We start from the raw sequence: 21,975 nt of genomic DNA on the forward strand, positions 1-21,975 counted from the left end.
GCTAGTTGGGCTTTTTATTTAAGTAAACCTTGATAAAATTATTTAATGAATTTTATTGCAGTAATTACGTTGTTATATCTTTCTTCATAATAGCCCACAACTCTCGTTCCATTAGCTTTTACCATTGAAGCAGTAACAAAAAAATCAAAATTTAGCGTAACGTTATCTTTTGAGGTAATTGAAACAGTTCCAGGCAAATCTCCAGGAGTTTCTTCATCAGCTCCGCTTAATACGCCTATAATTTTCTTCGATTCTGGGCTTAATTCAACTTTTTCATCGCTTATAATAGATTTGCCATTGACACGTAAATCCATCAAAGCATTAACTTGCTCACTTTTATATAAAAAAGATATATATTTTCCAGTCCATTTGCGAAGAACATTCGCATCAACGCCTTTTACTTCCTCTAAATTAACAGTAAAATATTCAGAAAATTTTCTTTCAGGAAACTCAATCGTCAAAGTTACCATCGGATAACCCGAATCCTCAACTTCTTTTATAATTCCCATTTCACGAATTTCATCATCTTTTGGATTCAACTCTTCATCTGATTCCGACGGTTCTTCAACAATTGCATTGGCAACTGTATCAGTATTAGTAGTTACTTTTGTAGAATCGACAGAAGCAGTTTTACTGTCTTTTGCACCACAAGAAATACAAAACATCAGCAGAAGCGATGTTGTAAAATTTTTCAAACTCATCTCAATAATTAGGTTTAAATGATAAATTGCAAAAGTACTTTTTTTTGATAAAAAAACACTTTTGACTATTTATTTTTTTAATAATTATTTGATATAAAAGTATTTAAAACAAAAAATACCCCACATAAATGTGAGGTATTTTCAGAAATTGTACTATTGTCAAATTATTTATTTGCTTCTGCAGCAATCAAATTCAAAGCGGAACCAGCTTTAAACCAACCAATTTGACTTTCATTATATGAATGGTTCAATTTGATTTCATCTTTTGAACCATCTTTGTGATTAGCTATCAAAGTCAAAGGTACACCTTCAGCAAATGTAGTTAAGCCTAAAATATCCAATGAGTCATCTTCTTGAATTTTATCGTAATCTGCAGGATTAGCAAATGTTAATCCTAACATACCTTGTTTTTTCAAGTTTGTTTCGTGAATACGAGCAAATGAACGAACAATGATGGCACGCACACCCAAATGACGTGGCTCCATTGCAGCGTGTTCACGTGATGAACCTTCACCGTAATTTTCGTCACCCACAACGATAGTTCCTACTCCTGCGGCTTTATAAGCACGTTGTACAGTCGGAACTTCACCATATTGTCCTGTTAATTGATTTTTAACAGTGTTAGCTTTACCGTTAGCAAAGTTAATTGCACCAATCAAGAGGTTATTTGAGATATTATCTAGGTGTCCACGGAATTTCAACCATGGGCCAGCCATTGAAATATGGTCAGTTGTACATTTTCCTTTGGCTTTAATCAATAATTTCAAGCCAGTCAAATCTGTTCCTTCCCACGGTTTGAATGGGTCAAGTAATTGTAAACGGTCAGATTTTGGACTAACAGCTACTTTTACTTTACTTCCATCTTTTTTAGGTTTTTGGTAACCAGCATCTTTCACATCAAATCCCATCGGAGGTAATTCAACGCCAAATGGATTGTCCAATTTTACTTGTTCACCATTTTCGTTTGTCAAAGTATCTTTTGCAGGATTGAAAGTTAAATCACCTGCAATAGCAAACGCAGTTACAATTTCTGGCGATGCAACAAATGCATGTGTATTTGGATTTCCGTCGGCACGTTTCGCAAAGTTACGGTTGAACGAAGTAATGATTGAGTTTCTTTCACCTTTTTCAGCTCCATGTCTTGCCCATTGACCGATACAAGGCCCGCAAGCATTGGCTAAAACAACACCACCAATTGCATCAAATTTTGCAAGAATTCCATCACGTTCAGCTGTAAAACGAACCAATTCTGAACCTGGAGTGATTGTAAATTCTGCCTTAGCTTTGATATTTTTGGCCGCAGCTTGAGATGCAATTGAAGCAGCACGAGTCATATCTTCATAAGAAGAGTTTGTACAAGAGCCAATCAAACCAACATCAAGTTTTTGTGGCCATTTGTTTTTAATAACAGCTTTCGCAAATTTCGATAAAGGCCAAGCTAAATCAGGCGTGAATGGACCATTGATTCTTGGCTCCAATCTCGAAAGATTAATTTCGATAACTTGGTCGTAATATAATTCAGGATTATCAATACATTCTTGGTCTGGACGTAACAAATCTTTGATACCATTCGCCAAAGAAGCTACTTTAGCACGGCCTGTTGCTTTTAAATAACCAGCCATTTTTTTGTCATAACCAAAAAGAGATGTTGTAGCACCAATTTCTGCACCCATGTTACAGATTGTACCTTTACCAGTTGCTGAAAGTGCATCAGCACCTTTACCAATATATTCTACAATTGCACCTGTTCCACCTTTTACAGTTAATTGACCTGCAACCTCCAAAATAACGTCTTTTGCAGAAGCCCATCCTTTTAGTTTTCCAGTCAATTTAACACCAATTAATTTTGGCATTTTCAATTCCCAAGCTAAACCTGCCATTACATCGCAAGCATCAGCTCCACCAACTCCAATGGCAACCATACCCAAACCACCTGCATTTGGTGTGTGTGAGTCAGTTCCAATCATCATTCCACCTGGGAATGCGTAGTTTTCAATTACTACTTGATGAATAATACCAGCACCAGCTTTCCAGAAACCAATACCATATTTATTAGATACTGAAGCTAAGAAATCGTAAACTTCTTTATTTTTTTCTGTAGCAATTTTTAAATCGTCTGTTGCACCAACTTTTGCTTGAATCAAGTGGTCACAGTGAACTGTTGAAGGAACGGCAACCTTTGGACGACCCGCCGACATAAATTGTAATAAAGCCATTTGAGCAGTTGCATCTTGCATCGCAACACGGTCTGGAGCAAAGTCAACATAATCTACACCTCTATTATGTGCTTTGGTTGGCGAACCTTCCCACATGTGAGAATATAGAATTTTTTCTGCCAAAGTAAGAGGTCGTCCAACTACCTTACGGGCAGCAGCTACTCTTTCTGGCATACGAGCGTAAACGCTCTTAATCATATCTAAATCAAAAACTGCCATTAGTTAAAAAATTTTAAGATTTATTGTTACCGATTCCTTTAGATTAGTAATGATGTACAAAGACAAAATTACAAAACAAAGATTAATTATATGTAGGAATTATTGCAAAAATAGAATAGAACATATGTAAATACAACCTTTGGGACTTTTTATCTCAAAAAAAATATTAAAAAAAATATTTCACCAACCAAAATAAGACATTTTCCCATTTATTATTGTTAATTACATTCAAATCAACCAATTATTGAATTTTTTTAAAAAGTAATAACAATATTTTCTGTTCAACAAATGATATATTTTAAGCAATTTTTTAAAGAAAATAGTTGTTTTATGAATCAAGGCTTATATTTGAGCCATAAAAACCAAAAACAGGATAGATGTCTAAAAATTTAGTTATAGTTGAGTCCCCTGCAAAAGCCAAAACAATTGAAGGTTATCTTGGTAAAGATTTTACGGTAAAATCAAGCTTTGGTCATGTACGTGACCTTCCAGATAAAGAATTAGGAATTGACGTAAAAAACCAATTTCTACCTAGTTATATAGTCTCTTCTGATAAAACTAAAGTCATAAGCGAATTAAAAAAATTAGCAAAAGAATCTGAAACGGTTTGGTTAGCAACCGATGATGACCGTGAAGGAGAGGCCATTTCTTGGCATTTAAAAGAAGCATTAGGCCTAACTGACAATACCCCTAGAATTGTTTTTAGAGAAATTACAAAAAAAGCAATCACCAATGCCATCGAAAATCCACGAACTATAAACATGGATTTGGTCAACGCTCAACAAGCTCGTCGTGTACTCGACCGACTTGTTGGATTTGAACTTTCCCCTGTTTTGTGGCAAAAAATTCGGACTGGCGAACGAACAAACCTCTCTGCAGGGAGGGTTCAATCAGTAGCTGTTAGAGTGATTGTTGACCGTGAAAGAGAGATAGATGCTCACGACTCAAAATCTTCTTTTAAGGTTGTTGCTCAATTTTTGGTCGAAAAAGGGAAAGTTCTTAATGCTGAATTGGGCAAAAACTTTGAAAAAGAAGCTGACGCTAGGGCATTTCTTGAAAAGTGCGTCAATGCTATTTTTACCATCAAAAATCTTGAAGTAAAACCAGCAAAAAAATCTCCTGCAGCACCTTTTACAACATCTACTTTGCAGCAAGAAGCTTCTCGTAAGCTTGGCTTTTCGGTTTTACAGACAATGACGGTGGCTCAAAAATTATATGAAGCAGGTAAAATTTCATATATGAGAACTGACTCAACCAATCTTTCAGGCGAAGCAATTGAAAAAGCTAAAACGCAAATTGAAAATGCTTACGGTGAAAAATATGTAAAAACTCGTCAATATAAAACCAAAAGCGAATCGGCACAAGAAGCCCACGAAGCCATTCGTCCAACTGATTTTAGCACCGAAAAAGTTGACGGCGATAGAAACGAACAAAGATTATATGATTTAATTTGGAAACGTTCGATTGCCTCTCAAATGGCTGATGCAGAATTGGAGCGAACAATTGCAACAATCTCAATTTCGACCACAAAAGAAGAACTCGTTGCGACTGGTGAAGTTATCAAATTTGATGGTTTCTTGAAAGTTTATCTCGAATCAAACGATGATGAAGACGAAGAAAACAAAGGGATGCTTCCTCCATTAAATATCGGACAAATTTTAGATTTGTCAATAATGAAAGCAACAGAAAGATTTACAAAACCAGCAGCTCGATACACAGAAGCAAGTTTAGTGAAGAAACTGGAAGAAATGGGCATTGGCCGACCATCAACTTATGCACCTACAATTTCTACCATTATTAAAAGAAATTATGTTGTAAAAGAAGATAGACCAGGAAAAGAAAGGAATTTCAAGGAGTTTACCCTCCAAAAAAACGAAATTACCGAAAAAGTAGGTAAAGAAAATTACGGTACTGAAAAAGCAAAACTTTTCCCGACTAATATCGGAATGGTTGTTAATGATTTTTTAGTTGATAATTTTGACGCTGTAATCGACTATAATTTTACAGCAAATGTTGAAAAAAGTTTCGATACTGTTGCCGACGGAAAAGCTCAATGGCAGAACATTATCGCAAGTTTCTATAAAGATTTTCACAGTAAAATTGAATTAGCCTCTGAAGCTAAGTCAACCGCTGGAACAAGAGAATTAGGAATTGACCCGAAATCAGGAAAAAAGGTTTCTGTTAAAATAGGAAAATTTGGTCCTTATGTTCAAATTGGAGAAAAAGACGACGAAGATAAACCAACTTTTGTAAGTCTTCAAAAAGGTCAATTAATTGATACAATTACATTAGAAGAAGGTTTAGCTCTTTTTGATTTACCAAAATTACCAAAAGAAGTTGGTTTCTTTGAGGATAAGCCAATCATTGTTTCGGTGGGTAAATTTGGTCCATATATCAAGCATGATGACAAATTCTATAACTTAGAAAGGTCTGATGACCCACATCAAGTTGACGAAAAACGAGCAATTGAAGTAATTGAAGCCAAAAGAAATAGCAACGACCTTTCTCAACCAAAAGATTTAGGAATTTACGAGGGTTTGGCGGTAAATATTGGCAAAGGTCGATTCGGGCCTTATGTGAAATATGGTGATAAGTATTACAATATTGCCAAAGGAATTGACCCTACAACTTTAACAATTGAAGGTGCAATCGAGATTATCAAAGCAAAAAATGCCGCAGAAAGTAATAAAATTATTAGAGAATTTGAAGAAAATAAAACAATTCAAGTACTTAATGGTCAATACGGCCCCTATATCAAAGCTGGAAAACGCAACGTCAAAATTCCAAAAGGAACTGACCCTGCAACTTTGACTTTGGAAGATTGCTTGAAATTAGCAAATGGTTGATTTTATTTATTAGATTTTCTTACTATTTATAATACAAAAGTGGCACAACTTGTTAGAAATAATAATTAGTTGTGTCACTTTTTTGTTAAAAAATTCATAAAACAAGATTTAATTCAATGAAAAAAAAGCTCGTCGTACTAACTGGTGCAGGAGTTAGTGCTGAAAGTGGACTAAAAACATTTAGAGATACTGGTGGACTTTGGGAAAATTATAGCATTGAAGACGTGGCAACTCCTGAAGGTTGGCAAAAAAATCCGGTACTTGTTTTACAATTTTATAATGATAGACGGAAAACAGCTTTCGAGGCTCATCCAAATCAAGGACATTTGGCTTTAGTTGATTTAGAAAAGTATTTCGATGTGCAGATAATTACTCAAAACGTTGATAATCTTCACGAAAAGGCTGGTTCAACCAATGTACTTCATCTTCATGGCGAACTTACCAAAGTTCGGAGTGTAAAAAATCAAAATCTAATTTATGATATTGGCGAAAAATCAATCCAAATTGGTGATTTAGCTGAAGATGGTGGACAATTAAGACCGCATATTGTCTGGTTTGGTGAAATGGTTCCGATGATTGAAGTTGCAACTGATATTTGTGCAAATGCCGATATATTTGTCGTAATCGGAACTTCCATGCAAGTTTATCCTGCTGCTGGTTTAATCGGATTTGTATCGAAAAACGTTCCAAAATTTATAATCGATCCAAGTATTCCAGATGTTTCTAAACAATATAAAAAGATAAATTTTATCAATGAAACAGCCACCATTGGTGTTCCTCAACTAGCTGAAATACTTATAAAAAACTATCAATGAAAAACATATTTTTTTTCTTTCTGATGATAAATATTGCTTCAGGACAAAGTTTCAAACAAAGCCTCGATTCGCTGCTTTCAGCTAATTATTCGGAAAATCAACCTGGTACAGCCATTTTAATTATTCAAAATGGCCAAGAAGTTTATAAAAGTGGCATAGGTTTAATGAATACTGAATCTAAAAATCCTATAAATGCTGTGACCAATTTTAGAATGGCATCTGTTTCCAAACAGTTTACCGCTATGTGTATTATGTTATTGGAAAAGCAAAAAAAACTTAGTTACGAAGATAATCTACTAAAATTTTTTCCTGATTTCGATGAAAAATTGGGTTCAACTATAAAGATTAAACATTTGCTTACGCATACTTCTGGCATATTTGATTATGAAGCATTAATTCCCGAAAACCAAAAAGACCAAATATTAGATGCCGATGTGGTTAATTTTCTAAAAAAATCAAATAAGACGTACTTTGAAGCAGGAAGTAAATTTCAATACAGCAATTCAGGTTTTTGTTTGTTGGAACAAATAGTTGAGAAAACATCAAAAATGAGTTTTGTACAATTTATTGAAAGCCAAATTTTTCGAACTTTAGGCATGTCAAATTCTCGAATTTATGAGGCTAATGTTAAAATTCCAAATCGGGCAATGGGTTATGCGAGAAATGAAAAAGGTGAATTTGTTCTGTCAGACCAAAGTTTAACAAGTGCAACTAAAGGCGACGGATGCGTTTACACTTCGTTGAATGATTATGAAAAATGGATAAATGCTTTGAAAAACGACAAATTAGTCAATTTAAAAAATCAATTACAAAAAATAAATTATTTGATTGAAGGTACAAAAAACATCAATTATGGTTTAGGCTGGTTTCATGCATATAATTCAGCCAAACAAATTGAGCTTTATCACACGGGCAGCACTTGCGGATTTAGTAATTCGGTCAATTATATTCCTACAAAGGACTTTTTAGTTGTTTGTTTTTCTAATATTGCTGATAATCATTCAATTGAGAAAAAAATTCGAGACATCTTGAAAAAATACAAAATAAATGATTCTAAAATAGACTTTATTCAAACACTTGAACTCACGCGTTAATCTTAATTATTTATTATTTAGTAAAATAAAAAATCCCTACTTTTATAAAAAGGCAGGGATTTTTTATAATTAAGGAAAACCTTATTACTATTTTATATATGTGCTTCCAATTTAGAAGTAAGGGCACCTTTTGGAACTGCACCAACGATTTTTTCAACCATTTTGCCGTTTTTGAAAATCATTAATGTTGGAATTGAGCGAATACCAAAAGAAGCAGGAACATTAGAGTTTGCATCAACATCTAATTTACCAACAATTGCTCTACCTTCATACTCCCCAGCGATTTCTTCAACAACTGGTCCAATCATTTTACATGGTCCACACCACTCTGCCCAAAAATCAACTAATACTGGCGTGTCCGAGTTAATTAAGTCTGCAAAACTTGCATCTGTAATTTCAATTGCTTTATGTCCCATTTCTATAAATTCCGTAGTGGAAATTAATTTAAAATTGTTTAATATGTTTACTGACTAAGTAACAAAACAGCCTTTATGAAAAGTTCCAAGAATTTTCATGTAAAAGTCCAATGGTTTAGGATTCGTTAGTATTCATGCCTTAAAGCTTTATAATTATGCTAAAATAACATTTTCTTCTCCGACTAATTCTTTTAATTGCTTAACAAAATCATTTCCAGAAGAAACTTTTTGTTTGCGTGAAAGTAATAACACATCCATTTTTTCCTCTGCATCAAAAATTGACATTTTAAAATCAAAAGTTCCTGGAAATTTTGCAGTCATCTCATTTATTTGGTCGATTAATTGGGCATTCACAAATTGTAAGCCCAACGAGATTTTGACTTCTTTGAAAATTTTATTTCTAATTTCACTTAACAATTCCATTCCTAATGCTTTAAAATCCCAATCGCCTTCACGGCCCCATTTGGTTTGTACCTTTCCGCGAATAAACAAAAACAGCCCAACTTGCATATATTTAGAAAAGTTAACAAAATCCTGTCCAAAAAGCATCATCTCCATACTTGAAGTATAATCTTCAATCTTTAAAATTCCGAACGGATTACCATTTTTGGCAGTTTTTGTAACAACACTTGTGACAACGCCGCCAATGGCAAATTCTTTATTCTGATTTAGGGGGTCGAGAACTTGGTCTAATGGCACGCATCGTCGCATTTCTAGTCTAAATTGGTCAAGAGGATGCCCAGAAATATAAAAGCCAACAACCTCTTTTTCAAATTTCAACTTTTGAATATCACCCCATTCTTCACAATCAGGTATTTTTGGTTTGGCAATATCAAAAGCCCCTCCCATTGCACCAAAAAGTGAATTTTGCCCCGCAGAAGCATTTTCATGAAACTTATTGGCATATTTAATAATTTTCTCAATGAGAGATGTACCATCTGTTTCATCAAAAAACTGAGCTCGGTGCAAATCCGAAAAGCAATCAAATGCCCCTGCATAAGCAAAAGATTCAAGGGTTTTCTTATTTACAGTACGAAGATTTACACGAGTGATAAAATTAAATATGTCAGTAAAATGTCCACCTTTGAGACGTTCGTCAATCACAGCGTCAACGGCAGCATCACCAGAACCTTTAATCCCTCCCATTCCGAAGCGAATTTCTCCTTTTTTATTAACGCTAAATTGTTTTTGCGATTCATTTACATCTGGTCCTAACACTTGTAAACCTAAAGCTTTACATTCTTCCATGAAAAATGTAATTTTATCAATATTACCCAATTGTGAAGTCATTACGGCCGCCATGTATTCGGGGGTATAATGTGCTTTCAAATAAGCCGTTTGATACGCAACAAAAGCATAGCAAGTAGAGTGTGATTTATTAAAAGCATACGAGGCAAATGCTTCCCAGTCTGTCCAAACTTTTTCTAAGATTTTCCCATCATGCCCTTTTGCCATCGCACCGTCCATAAACTTTGGTTTGAGTTTATCGAGTGTCGCACGGTCTTTTTTCCCCATTGCTTTTCTCAAAACGTCAGCATCACCTTTCGAGAAGCCTGCCAATTTTTGCGATAAAAGCATTACTTGTTCTTGATAAACCGTAATTCCGTAAGTTTCGCCAAGAAATTCTTCCATATCAGCCAAATCATACTTCACTTCTTCACGACCGTGTTTACGATTGATAAAATTAGGAATGTATGCAATTGGCCCGGGTCGATAAAGTGCATTCATCGCAATTAAATCGTCGAGTCTATCAGGTTTCAAATCTTTCATGTATTTTTTCATACCATCAGATTCAAACTGAAAAACTGCATTTGTTTCACCTCTTTGGAATAATTCGAAGGTCAAATTGTCATCTAAAGGTATGTTATCAATATCAATTTCGACGCCATGATTTTCTTTAATCATTCGCAGACAATCTTTGATAATTGTCAAATTTCGCAGACCTAAAAAGTCCATTTTAATTACCCCAGCATCCTCAATAATTTTCCCTTCATATTGAGTGATGAGAAGTTCGGTTTCTTTGGAAGTAGAAACTGGCAAAATATTGAATAAATCTTCGGGAGCAATGATAATTCCAGCGGCGTGAATACCCGTATTTCTAACAGTTCCTTCTAATTTATGGGCTTGCTGTAAAACCTTGCCTGTCAAGTCATTACCATTGTACATTGCCCTAAACTTCTTTACATTTTCAATTTCATCGGGCTGAATTCCTATTTCAACCAAACTTCCTTTGCCTTCTAAAGGATAATTAACCATTTTTTCAAAATCAATTCCATAAGCAGGTTTATCAGGAACTAATTTGACTATATAATTGGCATCTGCCAAAGGTAATTCCATCACACGAGCCACGTCTTTTATGGAAGATTTTGTGGCCATTGTACCGTAAGTAATGATTTGTGCAACTTGATTCTTTGTATATTTCTGTACCACATAATCAATTACTTTTTGACGACCTTCATCATCAAAATCTGTATCAATATCGGGCATTGATTTACGGTCAGGATTCAAAAAACGCTCAAAAAGTAATTGGTATTTTATTGGGTCAATATTCGTAATTCCGATGCAATAAGCCACCGCAGAACCTGCCGCTGAGCCACGTCCTGGTCCAATCATAACGCCCATATCTCGACCAGCTTTTATAAAATCAGCAACAATCAAGAAATATCCTGCAAAACCCATTGACTTAATCGTAAACAATTCAAAATCTAGTCGTTCTTGTACTTCAACACCAATTTCACTATATCTTTTTCGAGCTCCTTCGTAGGTCAAATGCTTCAAATATTCCCATTGATTGAGTACATCGTCGCTATGTATTTTAAATTCATCAGGAATCGGAAAGTTGGGAAGCATAATATCCCGCTTCAATTTCAGCGTTTCAACCTTTGAAACAATCTCATTTGTATTATCGATAGCTTGAGGCATATCGCTAAACAAAGTTGTCATTTCTTGGGTAGTTTTGAAATAAAACTGGTCATTATAAAATGCAAAACGAGTATTTTTTGAAGAACCTTCGTCATCATTAAAATCTTTCGCTGATGGTGTAGAAAACTTTTCATTGGTATTGACGCACAATAAAATATCATGAGCCACCCAATCTTGTTGGTCAACATAATGGCTATCGTTTGAAGCGATGACTTTGACATTGTATTTTTTTGCAAACTTCGCTAAAACCTCATTCGCTTGAATTTGCTCAGGGATTTCATGGCGTTGCAATTCCACATAATAATCTTCTCCAAATCTATCCAACCACCATTGAAACTCTTTTTCTGCTTCCTCTTCTCCCTTTTTTAAGATTGTTTGTGGAACAACAGCTCCAATACAACAAGTTGTTGCAATTAAACCGTCTTTGTATTGTTCAATTAGAGCCTTCGTAATTCGGGGATATTTTCCATAAAGCCCATCAATATAACCCATAGAGCAAAGTTTAACAAGGTTTTTATAACCTTGAGCATTTTTTGCCAATAATAATTGATGATACCTTTTATCTTTTTGGTCTTTGGTAAATTGCTTTCTAGTGTGGTCGTCAACCACATAAAATTCACAGCCAACAATCGGTTTTACGCCAAATTTGGCAGCATTTGATACAAAATCAAATACGCCAAACATATTTCCATGGTCAGTAATGGCCATTGCGGGCATATTGTCGGCTTGGGCTTTTTTGAACAGTTTTTTTATATCGGAAGCTCCATCGAGCAACGAAAACTGCGTATGATTATGTAGGTGTGAAAATTGCATTCGTAGAATCTATTTTTATCCATTTGACTTTAAATTTAAGCATAATGAACGAAAATATTTGAAGAAATTTGATAAACATCGATTAAATCACTGATAATCAGATTGATAAAGCAAAACATTTTCATAAAATTTTGAAAAATCAATATCAAGTCGTATCTTTGCACCCCAATTTACTTTTTGATCAATACTTAATGTTTTAGCGATGCCAAAGCAAAAAACCAATTCTGGAGCGAAAAAACGCTTCAAAATTACAGGAACAGGTAAGATTAAGCGTAAACACGCTTTCCATAGCCATATCCTGACAAAAAAATCAAACAAACGTAAAAGAAACTTGGTTTCTGCAACGCTTGTAAGTTCGGCTGATACTGACCGTATCGAAGGATTATTATGTATGTAATTTGACTAAAGTCTCTTACATGGTTAATGCGGACAGTCGAAAATCGGCAAACCGCTCATTGTTTCACCCGACAAATGGCAAAAAAGAGTTCTAAATTTAGAATTTAATGTTTTAAAACTATTCAATTCTAAATTAATTGAGCCGCCAAAGTCAAAAAACAAAAAACACAAAAAAATGCCAAGAAGTGTAAATCACGTTGCGTCAAGAGCAAGACGTAAAAAAGTCCTTAAATTAGCCAAAGGTTATTACGGACGCAGAAAAAATGTTTGGACGGTAGCGAAAAACGCCGTTGAAAAAGGTTTAGTTTATGCCTATTCGGGCCGTAAACAAAAGAAAAGAAGTTATCGTCGTTTGTGGATTGTTCGTATCAACGCTGGTGTGCGTCCATTAGGAATGTCATATTCAGTTTTGATTGACAAACTTGCAAAGGCAGGCATCGAACTTAACAGAAAAGTATTAGCTGATTTAGCAATGAATCACCCAGAAGCTTTCAAAGCTGTTGTGGACAAAGTAAAATAAATCCTTGATTTTACACGATTAGAAATTCGTTTCTAATTAAAACAAATAAAGGTATAGCAAAACGGCATCAAATAATTGATGCCGTTTTTGTTTTTTAAGATTCAATAAGTAAGGTTTTCAACCCTTTCCATTTGCCTTCTTTGTCTTGTCCAATTAAATAAGCCTCGATTTCAATTCTCCCCGCTCGAAGATATTCCAGATTAGTTAAGTTAGCTAAAATGAGTTCTTTTACTTTAAAAAAACTTTCAGCTCTGGTTTTCTCAAAATCACTCCACCACTCTTTTTCATCAATAACTGGTTCAAAGAACCTTTCCCAAGGCAAAACCTCAACTCTAACAGAAGGAGGCACACCAATGTATTTACGAAAAAGAATTGTATCAAATGGAGCGGGATTATCTGCTTGCCAGTCAATCACTTTGATTTTCTCATCAGATTCACTAGGAAATAACAAGCCGCTCACACTATTTGTCAGAATTTCGACAAAGTTTTTTTCTGAATTTTGTTCGTTTTCGCTCACTTTTAATCGGTTAGTAATTTTTTTTGTTTTTTTTGTTACCTTTTTAAAGAATAATTGTCAGATACATTAAATTAATTCCAATCAATTTGGGATTAAATGTAAGGAAAATAGTAATATTGTGCCAATTAACAACCATTAAATCTTAAAAAAATGTTAGAAGTATTGCAAGGGCTTATTCAGCAACACGGCCAAAGTGCTGTAATTAATAATCCTGATGTTCCAAACGAACACAATGAAGGTGTCATGGGTGAAGTGATGCAAGGCCTATTGGGGGGGCTTTCTAATCAAGCAACTTCTCAAGGTGGACTAGGTAGCTTAATTGGACTTTTAGGTGGTGCTGCTGGTAATAATGGTGGAAGTTTGATGTCAAACCCAATTGTAGGAAGCATTGCTCAAAGTGTTGTTGGAAACCTTATGGAAAAATTTGGTTTATCAAACTCTGCTGCAGCGGGAGTTGTGGGCAATATGTTACCTTCAGTTCTAGGAAATTTAATCCAAAAAACAAATGACCCAAATGATGACTCTATTGACCTTGGTGGTTTAATGGGAACAATTACAGGCGGTAAAACCTCTGGAATTGATTTCGGAAGTATTTTAAGTCAAGGAACAGCAGCATTGGCTGATGGCAAACTTGACATGAATGATTTGATGAACATTGCTGGAAATGCAATGGGTAGTCAAAATCAACAAGGAGGCGGTGGATTAGGCGGCTTACTTGGCGGCCTTTTTAGCGGAAAATAAGACAATAAAATATATAAAAAGTAGTTAATTAAATAAATTGAGCCGTTTAATCAATAATGGTGCAATGATATTTAATTAGCTACTTTTTTTTGTTATTTTTGTAGTTGCTAAAAATCATGACTTCTAATTAAATCTAAATATAGATGAGATTCATTTCTCTTACTTTAATAGTAATTTTCTTAACTCAACTGTTTTCATTTGCTCAAATTAGCCTAACATTTCCAATGGAAAAGGCTGTTTTTCAAAGAAACCAAAATAATACTGCAAACATCTACATTGCAGGAAATTATACTTCATCCATTTCAACTGTTGAGGCTCGTTTTACTAATGCTACAAATAGTCAAGTTGTCATTGATTGGACGGTATTTTCTTCAAATATTAATGGTGGCATTTTTCATGGAAGTGTTGCAAATGTGCCTGGTGGCTGGTATAATATTGAAGTTAGAGGAAAAATGAATGGTAATATCGTTGGAACTACCAATATTAATAAGGTAGGAGTTGGTGAAGTTTTTATCATTGCAGGACAATCCAACGCTCAAGGTCGTGAAGGAGATCAAGGTGAAGTTGGAGCTACTGATGAAAGGGTTGTTTCACACAATGAAGTTTCGTGGTTTGATGCAGGTCTAGGACAATGTGACATAAAATTTCCAAACTACCCAACTTTTTCACAAATCACAAGTGCAAGTGGAACACGCAGCTATTTATCAAAAACTGGTCAAAATCCATGGTGTTATGGAAAATTGGGAGATAACTTAGTGAATAAATTAGGCGTTCCTGTCGCATTCTTCAACTCTGGAGCAATATCAACTTCGTCTGTAAACTGGAAGGAAAGCTCTGATGGTTCTCCTACTAATAATCATTACTCAAATGTTCAATATTGCAACGCTGTCGGCGTTCCATATTCTGGTTTAAAAAGAGTATTAAACTATTATGCTTCTATTTTTGGAGTAAGAGCCATTTTATGGCATCAGGGTGAAACAGATAACTATATGACAAACACTGGAAGTAATTATATTTCAAATATTAATTATGTTATCAATAAAAGTCGCACTCATTTAGGACAAAACATCCCTTGGGTTATTTCTCGAGCTACTGTTTTTGATAAGAATGCCAACGGTGGTTCAGGAAACTCAAGTAGTACAATTATAAATGCTCAAAATTCAGTTATAAATAGTAGCAACAAAATTTTTTCTGGACCTTATACCGATGATATTCTTGGTTCAAACCGTTCGGATGAAGTTCATTTTTATGGAAGTGGTTTGATTGAATTAGCCAATCGATGGGATGCTTCCTTAAGTTTAGATTTCTTCAATAATGCCACTCCTATTCCAGCACAACCATTACCAAATATTTCTATAAGTTGTGCATCATTAAATCAACAGCGTCTAACTGCACCTGGTGGCTATGTTTCATATAAATGGGTGAAAGTGGATTCTGGAAACCAAGATTTTGAAGATACCGCTGAAGCGACAACCCAAATAATCGACCGTTCATCGGGTTCTTATAGATGTTATTTAACTGATAACTTAGGCAATATAACATTCACCCAAACCGTAACTGTACAAAATGTTGCAGCACAATGCTCTTGCGTTGGAATAATAAGTTGTTCAGGCATCACCTATTTATCTGATAATCAACCATGTAGCTCAACAAACGGTTGGGGACCAATAGAATTTAATAAAAGTAATGGTGAAAATGGCACTGGAGATGGGACAACAATTAAACTCAAAGGTGTAAGCTATGCTAAAGGAATAGGCGTTCATGCAAATTCAGAAATTAGATATAATTTAAACAATAGTTTTGGCAGATTTATCGCTGAATTAGGAATTGATGATGAAGTGAGTACGGCCGTTGGTGGAGCAACAGTTATCTTTAAAGTTTATAAAGACAATGTTATTAGTTATACTAGTGGCATTATAAATAAAAATACTTCGACTGTAAAAATTAACATCAATGTGGTTGGAGTTAATGAACTCAGGCTAGTTGTCGATGACTCTGGGGATAATTCTTTTGCAGACCATGCAGATTGGGCTGGAGCAAGGTTACATTGTGTTGATAGTCAAGCTCCAACAGCACCTACAGGTTTAGTTGAAAGCCTTATTTCTCAAAATTGTGCCACACTTACTTGGAATGCCTCAACAGACAATATGGAAGTAGAAAAATACAATATATATAAAGATGGGGCATTGATTGGGTTTGTTAACGCTCCAATTACCACATATAGGGTAACAGGTCTTAATCAACTTAATTACTACCAATTTCGGGTAAAAGCTGTTGATTACTCTGGAAATGAATCCTCTCAGAGTAACTTGGTTGAAGTTGTGACATTACAAAACCTTGTGATTACTAATTCAAATAAACAAATTAATATTGGTCAATCGAGCTCTCTTTACGCTTTTGGTTGTTTCGGAGGCACAGTAACTTGGTCAACTAATTCTACCCAAAACCCAATTTTAGTCAGTCCGACAGACACAACTACTTATAGTGTTACTTGTACTATTGGCGATTGTACAAGTGCCGCAACCAGTGAAACTGTTAATGTGATTCCAAATTGTAAAAACTCCTATAATTTACTCCAAGGCATAGACGATTTTGTCACCTCAACAACTAATTTGACTTATAATGCTTCTCAAACCATTCGTGCTACAAATATTATTTCGAGTGAGGCAAAGGTAAATTATAATGCAGGCCAATCAATCACTTTATTACCTGGTTTTCAATCCATCCCAGGAACAGTTTTTAAGGCAAGTATTGTAGGTTGTAACAATCCTTAGAAAAACGGTCATATTAATTATTTAAATTTTGAAACTACCCCAATAAACTGCCAATCTGTCAGTATTTTCTGACATTTTCATGCTTGGCATTTCAATTGATGAGAGTATTATCAAAACATTTTGATTAAATAATACTGACACAAAAACATGGGAAAAATTATTGGAATTGACTTAGGAACAACCAACTCGTGCGTTGCAGTGATGGAAGGAAACGAGCCAGTTGTGATTGCTAATAGCGAAGGTGCTCGCACAACTCCTTCGATTGTAGCATTTTTAGAAAACGGAGAAAAAAAGATTGGTGCACCTGCAAAACGTCAAGCTATCACAAATCCTAAAAATACAATTTCTTCAATTAAACGTTTCATGGGAAAACGTTTTACCGAAGTTGGAAGTGAATTGAAAACAATCACTTATGATGTAGAACAAGGAGCAAACAATACGCCACGTGTTCGCATTGGTGATAGACTATATACTCCGCAAGAAATATCGGCTTCTATTCTTCAAAAAATGAAGCAAACTGCCGAAGATTATTTAGGCACAACAATTACAGAAGCGGTTATTACAGTACCTGCATATTTCAATGACGCCGAGCGTCAAGCAACAAAAGAAGCGGGTACAATTGCAGGTTTAGATGTAAAACGTATTATTAATGAGCCAACTGCCGCTGCACTAGCTTATGGCCTTGACAAACAAGGAAAAGACATTACAGTCGCTGTTTTTGACTTAGGTGGTGGTACTTTTGACGTGTCTATTCTTGAATTAGGCGATGGCGTTTTTGAAGTAAAATCTACTGATGGAGATACACATTTAGGTGGTGATGACTTTGACCAAGTAATTATCGAATGGCTTGCAGAAGAATTTAAGAAAGATGAAGGAATTGACCTTCGCCAAGATGCAATGGCTCTTCAACGTTTAAAAGAAGCTTCTGAAAGAGCTAAAATTGAACTATCAAGTTCAGCACAAACAGAAATCAATTTGCCTTATATTTTTCCAGTAAATGGCATTCCAAAACACTTAGTAAGAAGTTTAAGCAGAGCTAAATTTGAACAACTAGCTGATAGTTTGATTCAAAGAGCAATGGAACCTTGCAAGCGTGCAATGCAAAATGCAGGTTTAAAAATAAGCGATATTGATGAAGTTATTTTAGTTGGTGGTTCTACCCGTATTCCAAAAGTACAAGAAGAAGTAGAAAAGTTCTTCGGCAGAAAACCTTCAAAAAATGTAAATCCTGATGAAGCAGTTGCAATTGGAGCAGCGGTCCAAGGAGGTGTTTTGACTGGCGAAGTGAAAGATATTTTATTACTTGATGTTATTCCTTTATCATTGGGTATTGAAACTTTAGGTGGTGTATTTACCAAAATGATTGAATCTAATACAACTATTCCATCTAAAAAAGTTGAAACATTCTCAACTGCTGCCGACAATCAACCATCAGTTGAACTACATATCTTACAAGGTGAACGCCCAATGGCTACGCAAAACCGTACATTAGGACGATTCCATTTAGATGGTATTCCACCAGCACCAAGAGGTGTACCACAAGTTGAGGTTACTTTTGATGTGGATGCTAATGGTATTTTGCACGTTGCAGCTAAAGATAAAGGCACTGGTAAAGAGCAAAAAATCAGAATTGAAGCTTCTTCTGGTCTATCTGATGCAGAAATTCAAAAAATGCGTGATGAAGCGAAAGCAAACGAAGAAGCAGATAAAGCTGAAAAAGAAAAAGTGGAAAAAGTAAATGGTGCTGATACAATGATTTTCCAAACTGAAAAACAGTTGAAAGAATACGGAGATAAATTATCAGAAGGAAATAAAACAGCCATCGAAACTGCCTTGACCGAACTAAGAGCGGCACATGGTACACGAGATATAGCAGCGATTGATTCAGCAATGGAAAAAATCAATGCTGCTTGGCAAGCTGCTTCACAAGAAATGTATGCTTCTGGTGCTACACCAAACCCAGCAGACATGGGCGGCCAATCTGCTAGTGGAAATACAACTTCTGATGAAGGTGTAACTGACGTAAACTTTGAAGAAGTGAAATAATACCGTTCAGTAAGTATTAAAAAGCCCTCTTTTCTATAGAAAAGAGGGCTTTTTTTTATCCACACTAATTTTATCAACTTAAAGGTTCTTACTTACTAGTAATCCCACAAAAAAATAAACCTTAAAGATAAATAGACCAATTAGATTATTCACAGTACGTCAGAAAACGAGGAAAATGCACTAAAAAACGAACCAATGAATCCTATATAATAGGCGTGCCAATTTTTAAAAAATAAAAAAAACACTTTTTATGAAGAATTTTTAAAACAATTTCTGCTAAATCAGTCAGCAAAAAACACACTTTAGGAGAGTTTTTATATTGTAAGTGTACTATTTGGGAAGATGCAAATTACAATTATTTTTTTCCACATTCCATTTAAAATATTCGGTATAATATTTGCAATATAAATATCATACTGGTACTCAAAATTTTAATAGAAAAGTTGCCTTTATCTAAAATTAGGAGAAAAGTAGAATTTAATACACGATGAATTTACCCGATTGACATCACAATTGAAGGTTAATGTATATTTTACAAAGACCGTGCCAATCTCAAAAACTACCCACAACTTGTTTTACAAAGAAGTTTGATTCAGGAAAACTATCTTTCGTAGTGACATTATACAATTTACTCTTTTTTAACAGAAAACTCATCTCAAGTCTAAAATTGAGATGAAGAATGAATTGTATCTTAAAAATACGTTTGGTTTTATTTTTTTGCATTAGTGCTTTCTTCGTAAAGATTCCTATAACATTGGCCATCCTAATAATTTATTGAGGTACGTATTATTTATTAATACTTTCTCAAACCATGATTCTTTTATATCGGTGCTTTCAATTTAAAGTAATCATAGTACGCTGTGCTATTATTATTGTTGACAAACTGTAATTATAAAAACAATACACCTTCTAAGGATTTATGAAAACCATTATGGATGCCATTCATTATCATCAGTCTCTGAATGATATGATAAAAAAACACTTACCGAAAGATTACTATAAACACAAATTCCTGACCCGATTTTTGTGGTCAATGAATGAGCTATGTTTTGCTTTTGAGAATGAAAAAGAACAATTAAAAGGACAAATTCGTCCGAGTGAAAGAAAGTATGCCGAAATAAATACAAAGCTCAAAGAAGAAATTGAGCAAAGAAGAGAGTCTGTCCACAAATTGATGGAAGGTATTAGCAAATTGGATTTGCCTAAAAATTACCAACTACCTGATTTTGGTGAAGATAACCTATTTGAGTTGGCTATTTTTATTAAGAAATTATTGATTTATCAACAAGGAATCGAAATCCAGTTGAGAAAAGCGAAGGAGGATGCTGATAAAGCCTCAAACGCAAAATCAGAATTCCTTTCGATGATGAGCCATGAAATTAGAACTCCTCTCAACGGAATTGTTGCAATGACTTATCTCATGCAACAAGGAACGCATGACCCTGAAATGACAGAGAATTTAAAGATATTAAATTTCTCTACCGAAAACCTCTATGTGCTTATCAACGATATTCTCGATTTTAATAAGATTGAAGCGGGGAAAGTTGCACTTGAGATGATTGAATTTAATCTAAAAGATTTGGTTACGAATATCAAAAAATCGGTTCAGATAAACGTTTCTACAAAAAAATTAAATTTAATTTTAAATTATGATGAACGAATTCCAGAGTTTGTCATGGGCGACCCGCTTCGTTTAAGTCAAATCTTAAACAACTTAGTAAATAATGCAGTCAAGTTTACTGAAGAAGGTTATATAATTATTGATTTGACACTTAATCAAATTAATGAGGAAAAGGTTTCAATCGATTTTTCAATAAAAGATTCTGGAATAGGAATTGCCAAGGAACATATTCCGTTTATTTTTGAAAAATTTAGGCAAGCTGATAATCAAATTTCACGACGTTTTGGCGGAACTGGACTAGGGTTGGGAATCACCAAAAAACTGCTAGAACTTCATGGCTCTAATATTCAAGTTGAAAGCGAAACCGATATTGGCTCAAAGTTTTATTTTACACTTGAAATGAAAATTGCTTCTCAAGATGGAGAAATTTTAAGAAAAGAAGAAGACTTAGATGAGCAAATATTGAGAGGAACAAGGATTCTATTAGTAGAAGACTTTCCGATGAATGTAAAAATTGCAACAAGATTTTTAGAAAAATGGGGAATGAAATATGACACCGCATCCAATGGTAGAATTGCCGTTGAAAAACTTTTACATAATAATTACCAAATTGTTTTAATGGACCTTTTAATGCCCGAAATGGATGGTTATACAGCTACTGAAAATATTAGAAAATTTGATAAAAAGACACCAATCATAGCTTTAACGGCTTCGGCTCTAAATACACAAAGCCGAGTCTATGAAGTTGGAATGAATGATTTTGTAACGAAACCATTCAACCCAAAAGAACTGTTTCAGAAAATAAATAAACATGCTCTGAGGGCCTAAAACAAAAAAGCGACTGTCTTACAAACAGTCGCTTTTTTATTGATAGATACAAATTAATCAGCTTTCGTAAATTTTGAAGTACGGCCAATAATTGAAATACCGATAAAACCTCTCACATCTAATTGTGTCGGACTTACTAATGTCATTTTGCAAGAATATGTTTTTCCATTTTTAGGGTCATAAACTTCTCCATCTTCCCAAATTCCTTTTCCTGTATTTTTGAAATTTTTCAAGTTAATTAATCCTAAAATTTGTCTTGATTTCTGTTTATCGTCTGGATTTTCTTTGTCTAATTTTGGTTTACCATTTTCAAGTGGGTCTTTAAGCCATACTATTTTTCCAAAAATCTTTTCTCCTTGTTTGAAAAATTGAATTTTGCCAGTTTTCTCCTCATTGAACCAAGTTCCTTGTGTAATATCTTGAGCGATTGCAAAAGTAGAAATGAGTAAAAAAGTAGAAATTGAGACTATTTTTTTCATAAATTAATGTT

At 34.5% G+C, this 21,975-nt stretch carries 15 protein-coding genes; 9 read left to right on the top strand and 6 right to left on the bottom strand.

The genetic code is table 11. The features are described 5' to 3' along the window. Positions 1-38: 38 nt before the first annotated feature. Together MJQ71_RS05760 and MJQ71_RS05765 are read right to left on the bottom strand one after the other, a co-directional pair. Entirely contained in the window at positions 39-701 is a 663-nt protein-coding gene (locus tag MJQ71_RS05760) for a hypothetical protein (protein WP_238805340.1), read from the bottom strand. A gap of 164 nt (positions 702-865) precedes the next feature. After that, entirely contained in the window at positions 866-3,136 is a 2,271-nt protein-coding gene (locus tag MJQ71_RS05765; protein WP_238805342.1) for an aconitate hydratase, read from the bottom strand. A gap of 377 nt (positions 3,137-3,513) precedes the next feature. Here MJQ71_RS05765 and topA point away from each other — a divergent pair, with 377 nt between their 5' ends. From topA to MJQ71_RS05780, 3 genes are all read left to right on the top strand, one after another. Next, positions 3,514-5,982 carry a type I DNA topoisomerase gene (gene topA / locus MJQ71_RS05770; protein ID WP_238805344.1) on the top strand — a complete coding sequence of 823 codons (2,469 nt, stop codon included), beginning with the start codon at positions 3,514-3,516 and terminating at the stop codon, positions 5,980-5,982. Between the two features lie 116 nt (positions 5,983-6,098). Further along, positions 6,099-6,797 carry an SIR2 family NAD-dependent protein deacylase gene (locus MJQ71_RS05775; protein WP_238805346.1) on the top strand — a complete coding sequence of 233 codons (699 nt, stop codon included), beginning with the start codon at positions 6,099-6,101 and terminating at the stop codon, positions 6,795-6,797. Further along, positions 6,794-7,891, top strand: coding sequence for a serine hydrolase domain-containing protein (locus MJQ71_RS05780; RefSeq protein ID WP_238805348.1), 1,098 nt, complete (start codon positions 6,794-6,796; stop codon positions 7,889-7,891). Before MJQ71_RS05775 ends, MJQ71_RS05780 begins: the two co-directional genes overlap by 4 nt. A gap of 92 nt (positions 7,892-7,983) precedes the next feature. Here MJQ71_RS05780 and trxA read toward each other — a convergent pair whose 3' ends face one another. Together trxA and dnaE are read right to left on the bottom strand one after the other, a co-directional pair. Then, the gene (trxA, locus tag MJQ71_RS05785) at positions 7,984-8,307 is read right to left on the bottom strand and encodes a thioredoxin (protein ID WP_238805350.1); all 324 of its coding nucleotides are present in this window, start codon (positions 8,305-8,307) and stop codon (positions 7,984-7,986) included. 153 nt (positions 8,308-8,460) lie between these two features. Then, positions 8,461-12,042: a DNA polymerase III subunit alpha gene (gene dnaE, locus MJQ71_RS05790; RefSeq protein WP_238805353.1), complete on the bottom strand. Its 3,582-nt coding sequence runs from the start codon at positions 12,040-12,042 to the stop codon at positions 8,461-8,463. Positions 12,043-12,244: 202 nt separating this feature from the next. Between dnaE and rpmI the strand changes: the two genes are divergently transcribed. Then, complete coding sequence (rpmI, locus tag MJQ71_RS05795) at positions 12,245-12,439, top strand: 50S ribosomal protein L35 (protein ID WP_238805355.1); 195 nt, start codon at positions 12,245-12,247, stop codon at positions 12,437-12,439. Positions 12,440-12,613: 174 nt separating this feature from the next. Continuing rightward, positions 12,614-12,958 carry a 50S ribosomal protein L20 gene (rplT, locus tag MJQ71_RS05800; protein ID WP_238805357.1) on the top strand — a complete coding sequence of 115 codons (345 nt, stop codon included), beginning with the start codon at positions 12,614-12,616 and terminating at the stop codon, positions 12,956-12,958. Between the two features lie 94 nt (positions 12,959-13,052). Here the strand turns inward: rplT and MJQ71_RS05805 are convergent, their stop codons facing one another. Beyond that, positions 13,053-13,475 carry a nuclease A inhibitor family protein gene (locus tag MJQ71_RS05805; RefSeq protein ID WP_238805360.1) on the bottom strand — a complete coding sequence of 141 codons (423 nt, stop codon included), beginning with the start codon at positions 13,473-13,475 and terminating at the stop codon, positions 13,053-13,055. A 150-nt stretch (positions 13,476-13,625) separates the two neighbouring features. Here MJQ71_RS05805 and MJQ71_RS05810 point away from each other — a divergent pair, with 150 nt between their 5' ends. From MJQ71_RS05810 to MJQ71_RS05825, 4 genes are all read left to right on the top strand, one after another. Then, the gene (locus tag MJQ71_RS05810; RefSeq protein ID WP_238805362.1) at positions 13,626-14,216 is read left to right on the top strand and encodes a hypothetical protein; all 591 of its coding nucleotides are present in this window, start codon (positions 13,626-13,628) and stop codon (positions 14,214-14,216) included. A gap of 224 nt (positions 14,217-14,440) precedes the next feature. Then, a complete protein-coding gene (locus MJQ71_RS05815) occupies positions 14,441-16,990 on the top strand; it encodes an NPCBM/NEW2 domain-containing protein (protein ID WP_238805364.1) in 2,550 nt (849 codons plus the stop codon). Between the two features lie 147 nt (positions 16,991-17,137). Then, the gene (gene dnaK / locus MJQ71_RS05820; RefSeq protein WP_238805366.1) at positions 17,138-19,036 is read left to right on the top strand and encodes a molecular chaperone DnaK; all 1,899 of its coding nucleotides are present in this window, start codon (positions 17,138-17,140) and stop codon (positions 19,034-19,036) included. 919 nt (positions 19,037-19,955) lie between these two features. Then, entirely contained in the window at positions 19,956-21,485 is a 1,530-nt protein-coding gene (locus MJQ71_RS05825) for a response regulator (protein WP_238805368.1), read from the top strand. A 53-nt stretch (positions 21,486-21,538) separates the two neighbouring features. Here the strand turns inward: MJQ71_RS05825 and MJQ71_RS05830 are convergent, their stop codons facing one another. Further along, on the bottom strand, positions 21,539-21,964 hold the full coding sequence (locus MJQ71_RS05830) for a DUF2147 domain-containing protein (protein WP_238805370.1): 426 nt from the start codon (positions 21,962-21,964) through the stop codon (positions 21,539-21,541). Between the last annotated feature and the right edge of the window lie 11 nt (positions 21,965-21,975).

The organism is Emticicia aquatica, from assembly GCF_923079645.1.
GTDB classification, from domain to species: domain Bacteria; phylum Bacteroidota; class Bacteroidia; order Cytophagales; family Spirosomataceae; genus Emticicia; species Emticicia aquatica.

Excerpts from the sequence above, each read along its gene's own strand:
- MJQ71_RS05760 (WP_238805340.1), bottom strand. The coding sequence starts at position 701 with ATGAGTTTGAAAAATTTTACAACATCGCTTCTGCTGATGTTTTGTATT.
- MJQ71_RS05765 (WP_238805342.1), bottom strand. The coding sequence starts at position 3,136 with ATGGCAGTTTTTGATTTAGATATGATTAAGAGCGTTTACGCTCGTATG.
- topA (WP_238805344.1), top strand. The coding sequence starts at position 3,514 with ATGTCTAAAAATTTAGTTATAGTTGAGTCCCCTGCAAAAGCCAAAACA.
- MJQ71_RS05775 (WP_238805346.1), top strand. The coding sequence starts at position 6,099 with ATGAAAAAAAAGCTCGTCGTACTAACTGGTGCAGGAGTTAGTGCTGAA.
- MJQ71_RS05780 (WP_238805348.1), top strand. The coding sequence starts at position 6,794 with ATGAAAAACATATTTTTTTTCTTTCTGATGATAAATATTGCTTCAGGA.
- trxA (WP_238805350.1), bottom strand. The coding sequence starts at position 8,307 with ATGGGACATAAAGCAATTGAAATTACAGATGCAAGTTTTGCAGACTTA.
- dnaE (WP_238805353.1), bottom strand. The coding sequence starts at position 12,042 with ATGCAATTTTCACACCTACATAATCATACGCAGTTTTCGTTGCTCGAT.
- rpmI (WP_238805355.1), top strand. The coding sequence starts at position 12,245 with ATGCCAAAGCAAAAAACCAATTCTGGAGCGAAAAAACGCTTCAAAATT.
- rplT (WP_238805357.1), top strand. The coding sequence starts at position 12,614 with ATGCCAAGAAGTGTAAATCACGTTGCGTCAAGAGCAAGACGTAAAAAA.
- MJQ71_RS05810 (WP_238805362.1), top strand. The coding sequence starts at position 13,626 with ATGTTAGAAGTATTGCAAGGGCTTATTCAGCAACACGGCCAAAGTGCT.
- MJQ71_RS05815 (WP_238805364.1), top strand. The coding sequence starts at position 14,441 with ATGGAAAAGGCTGTTTTTCAAAGAAACCAAAATAATACTGCAAACATC.
- dnaK (WP_238805366.1), top strand. The coding sequence starts at position 17,138 with ATGGGAAAAATTATTGGAATTGACTTAGGAACAACCAACTCGTGCGTT.
- MJQ71_RS05825 (WP_238805368.1), top strand. The coding sequence starts at position 19,956 with ATGAAAACCATTATGGATGCCATTCATTATCATCAGTCTCTGAATGAT.
- MJQ71_RS05830 (WP_238805370.1), bottom strand. The coding sequence starts at position 21,964 with ATGAAAAAAATAGTCTCAATTTCTACTTTTTTACTCATTTCTACTTTT.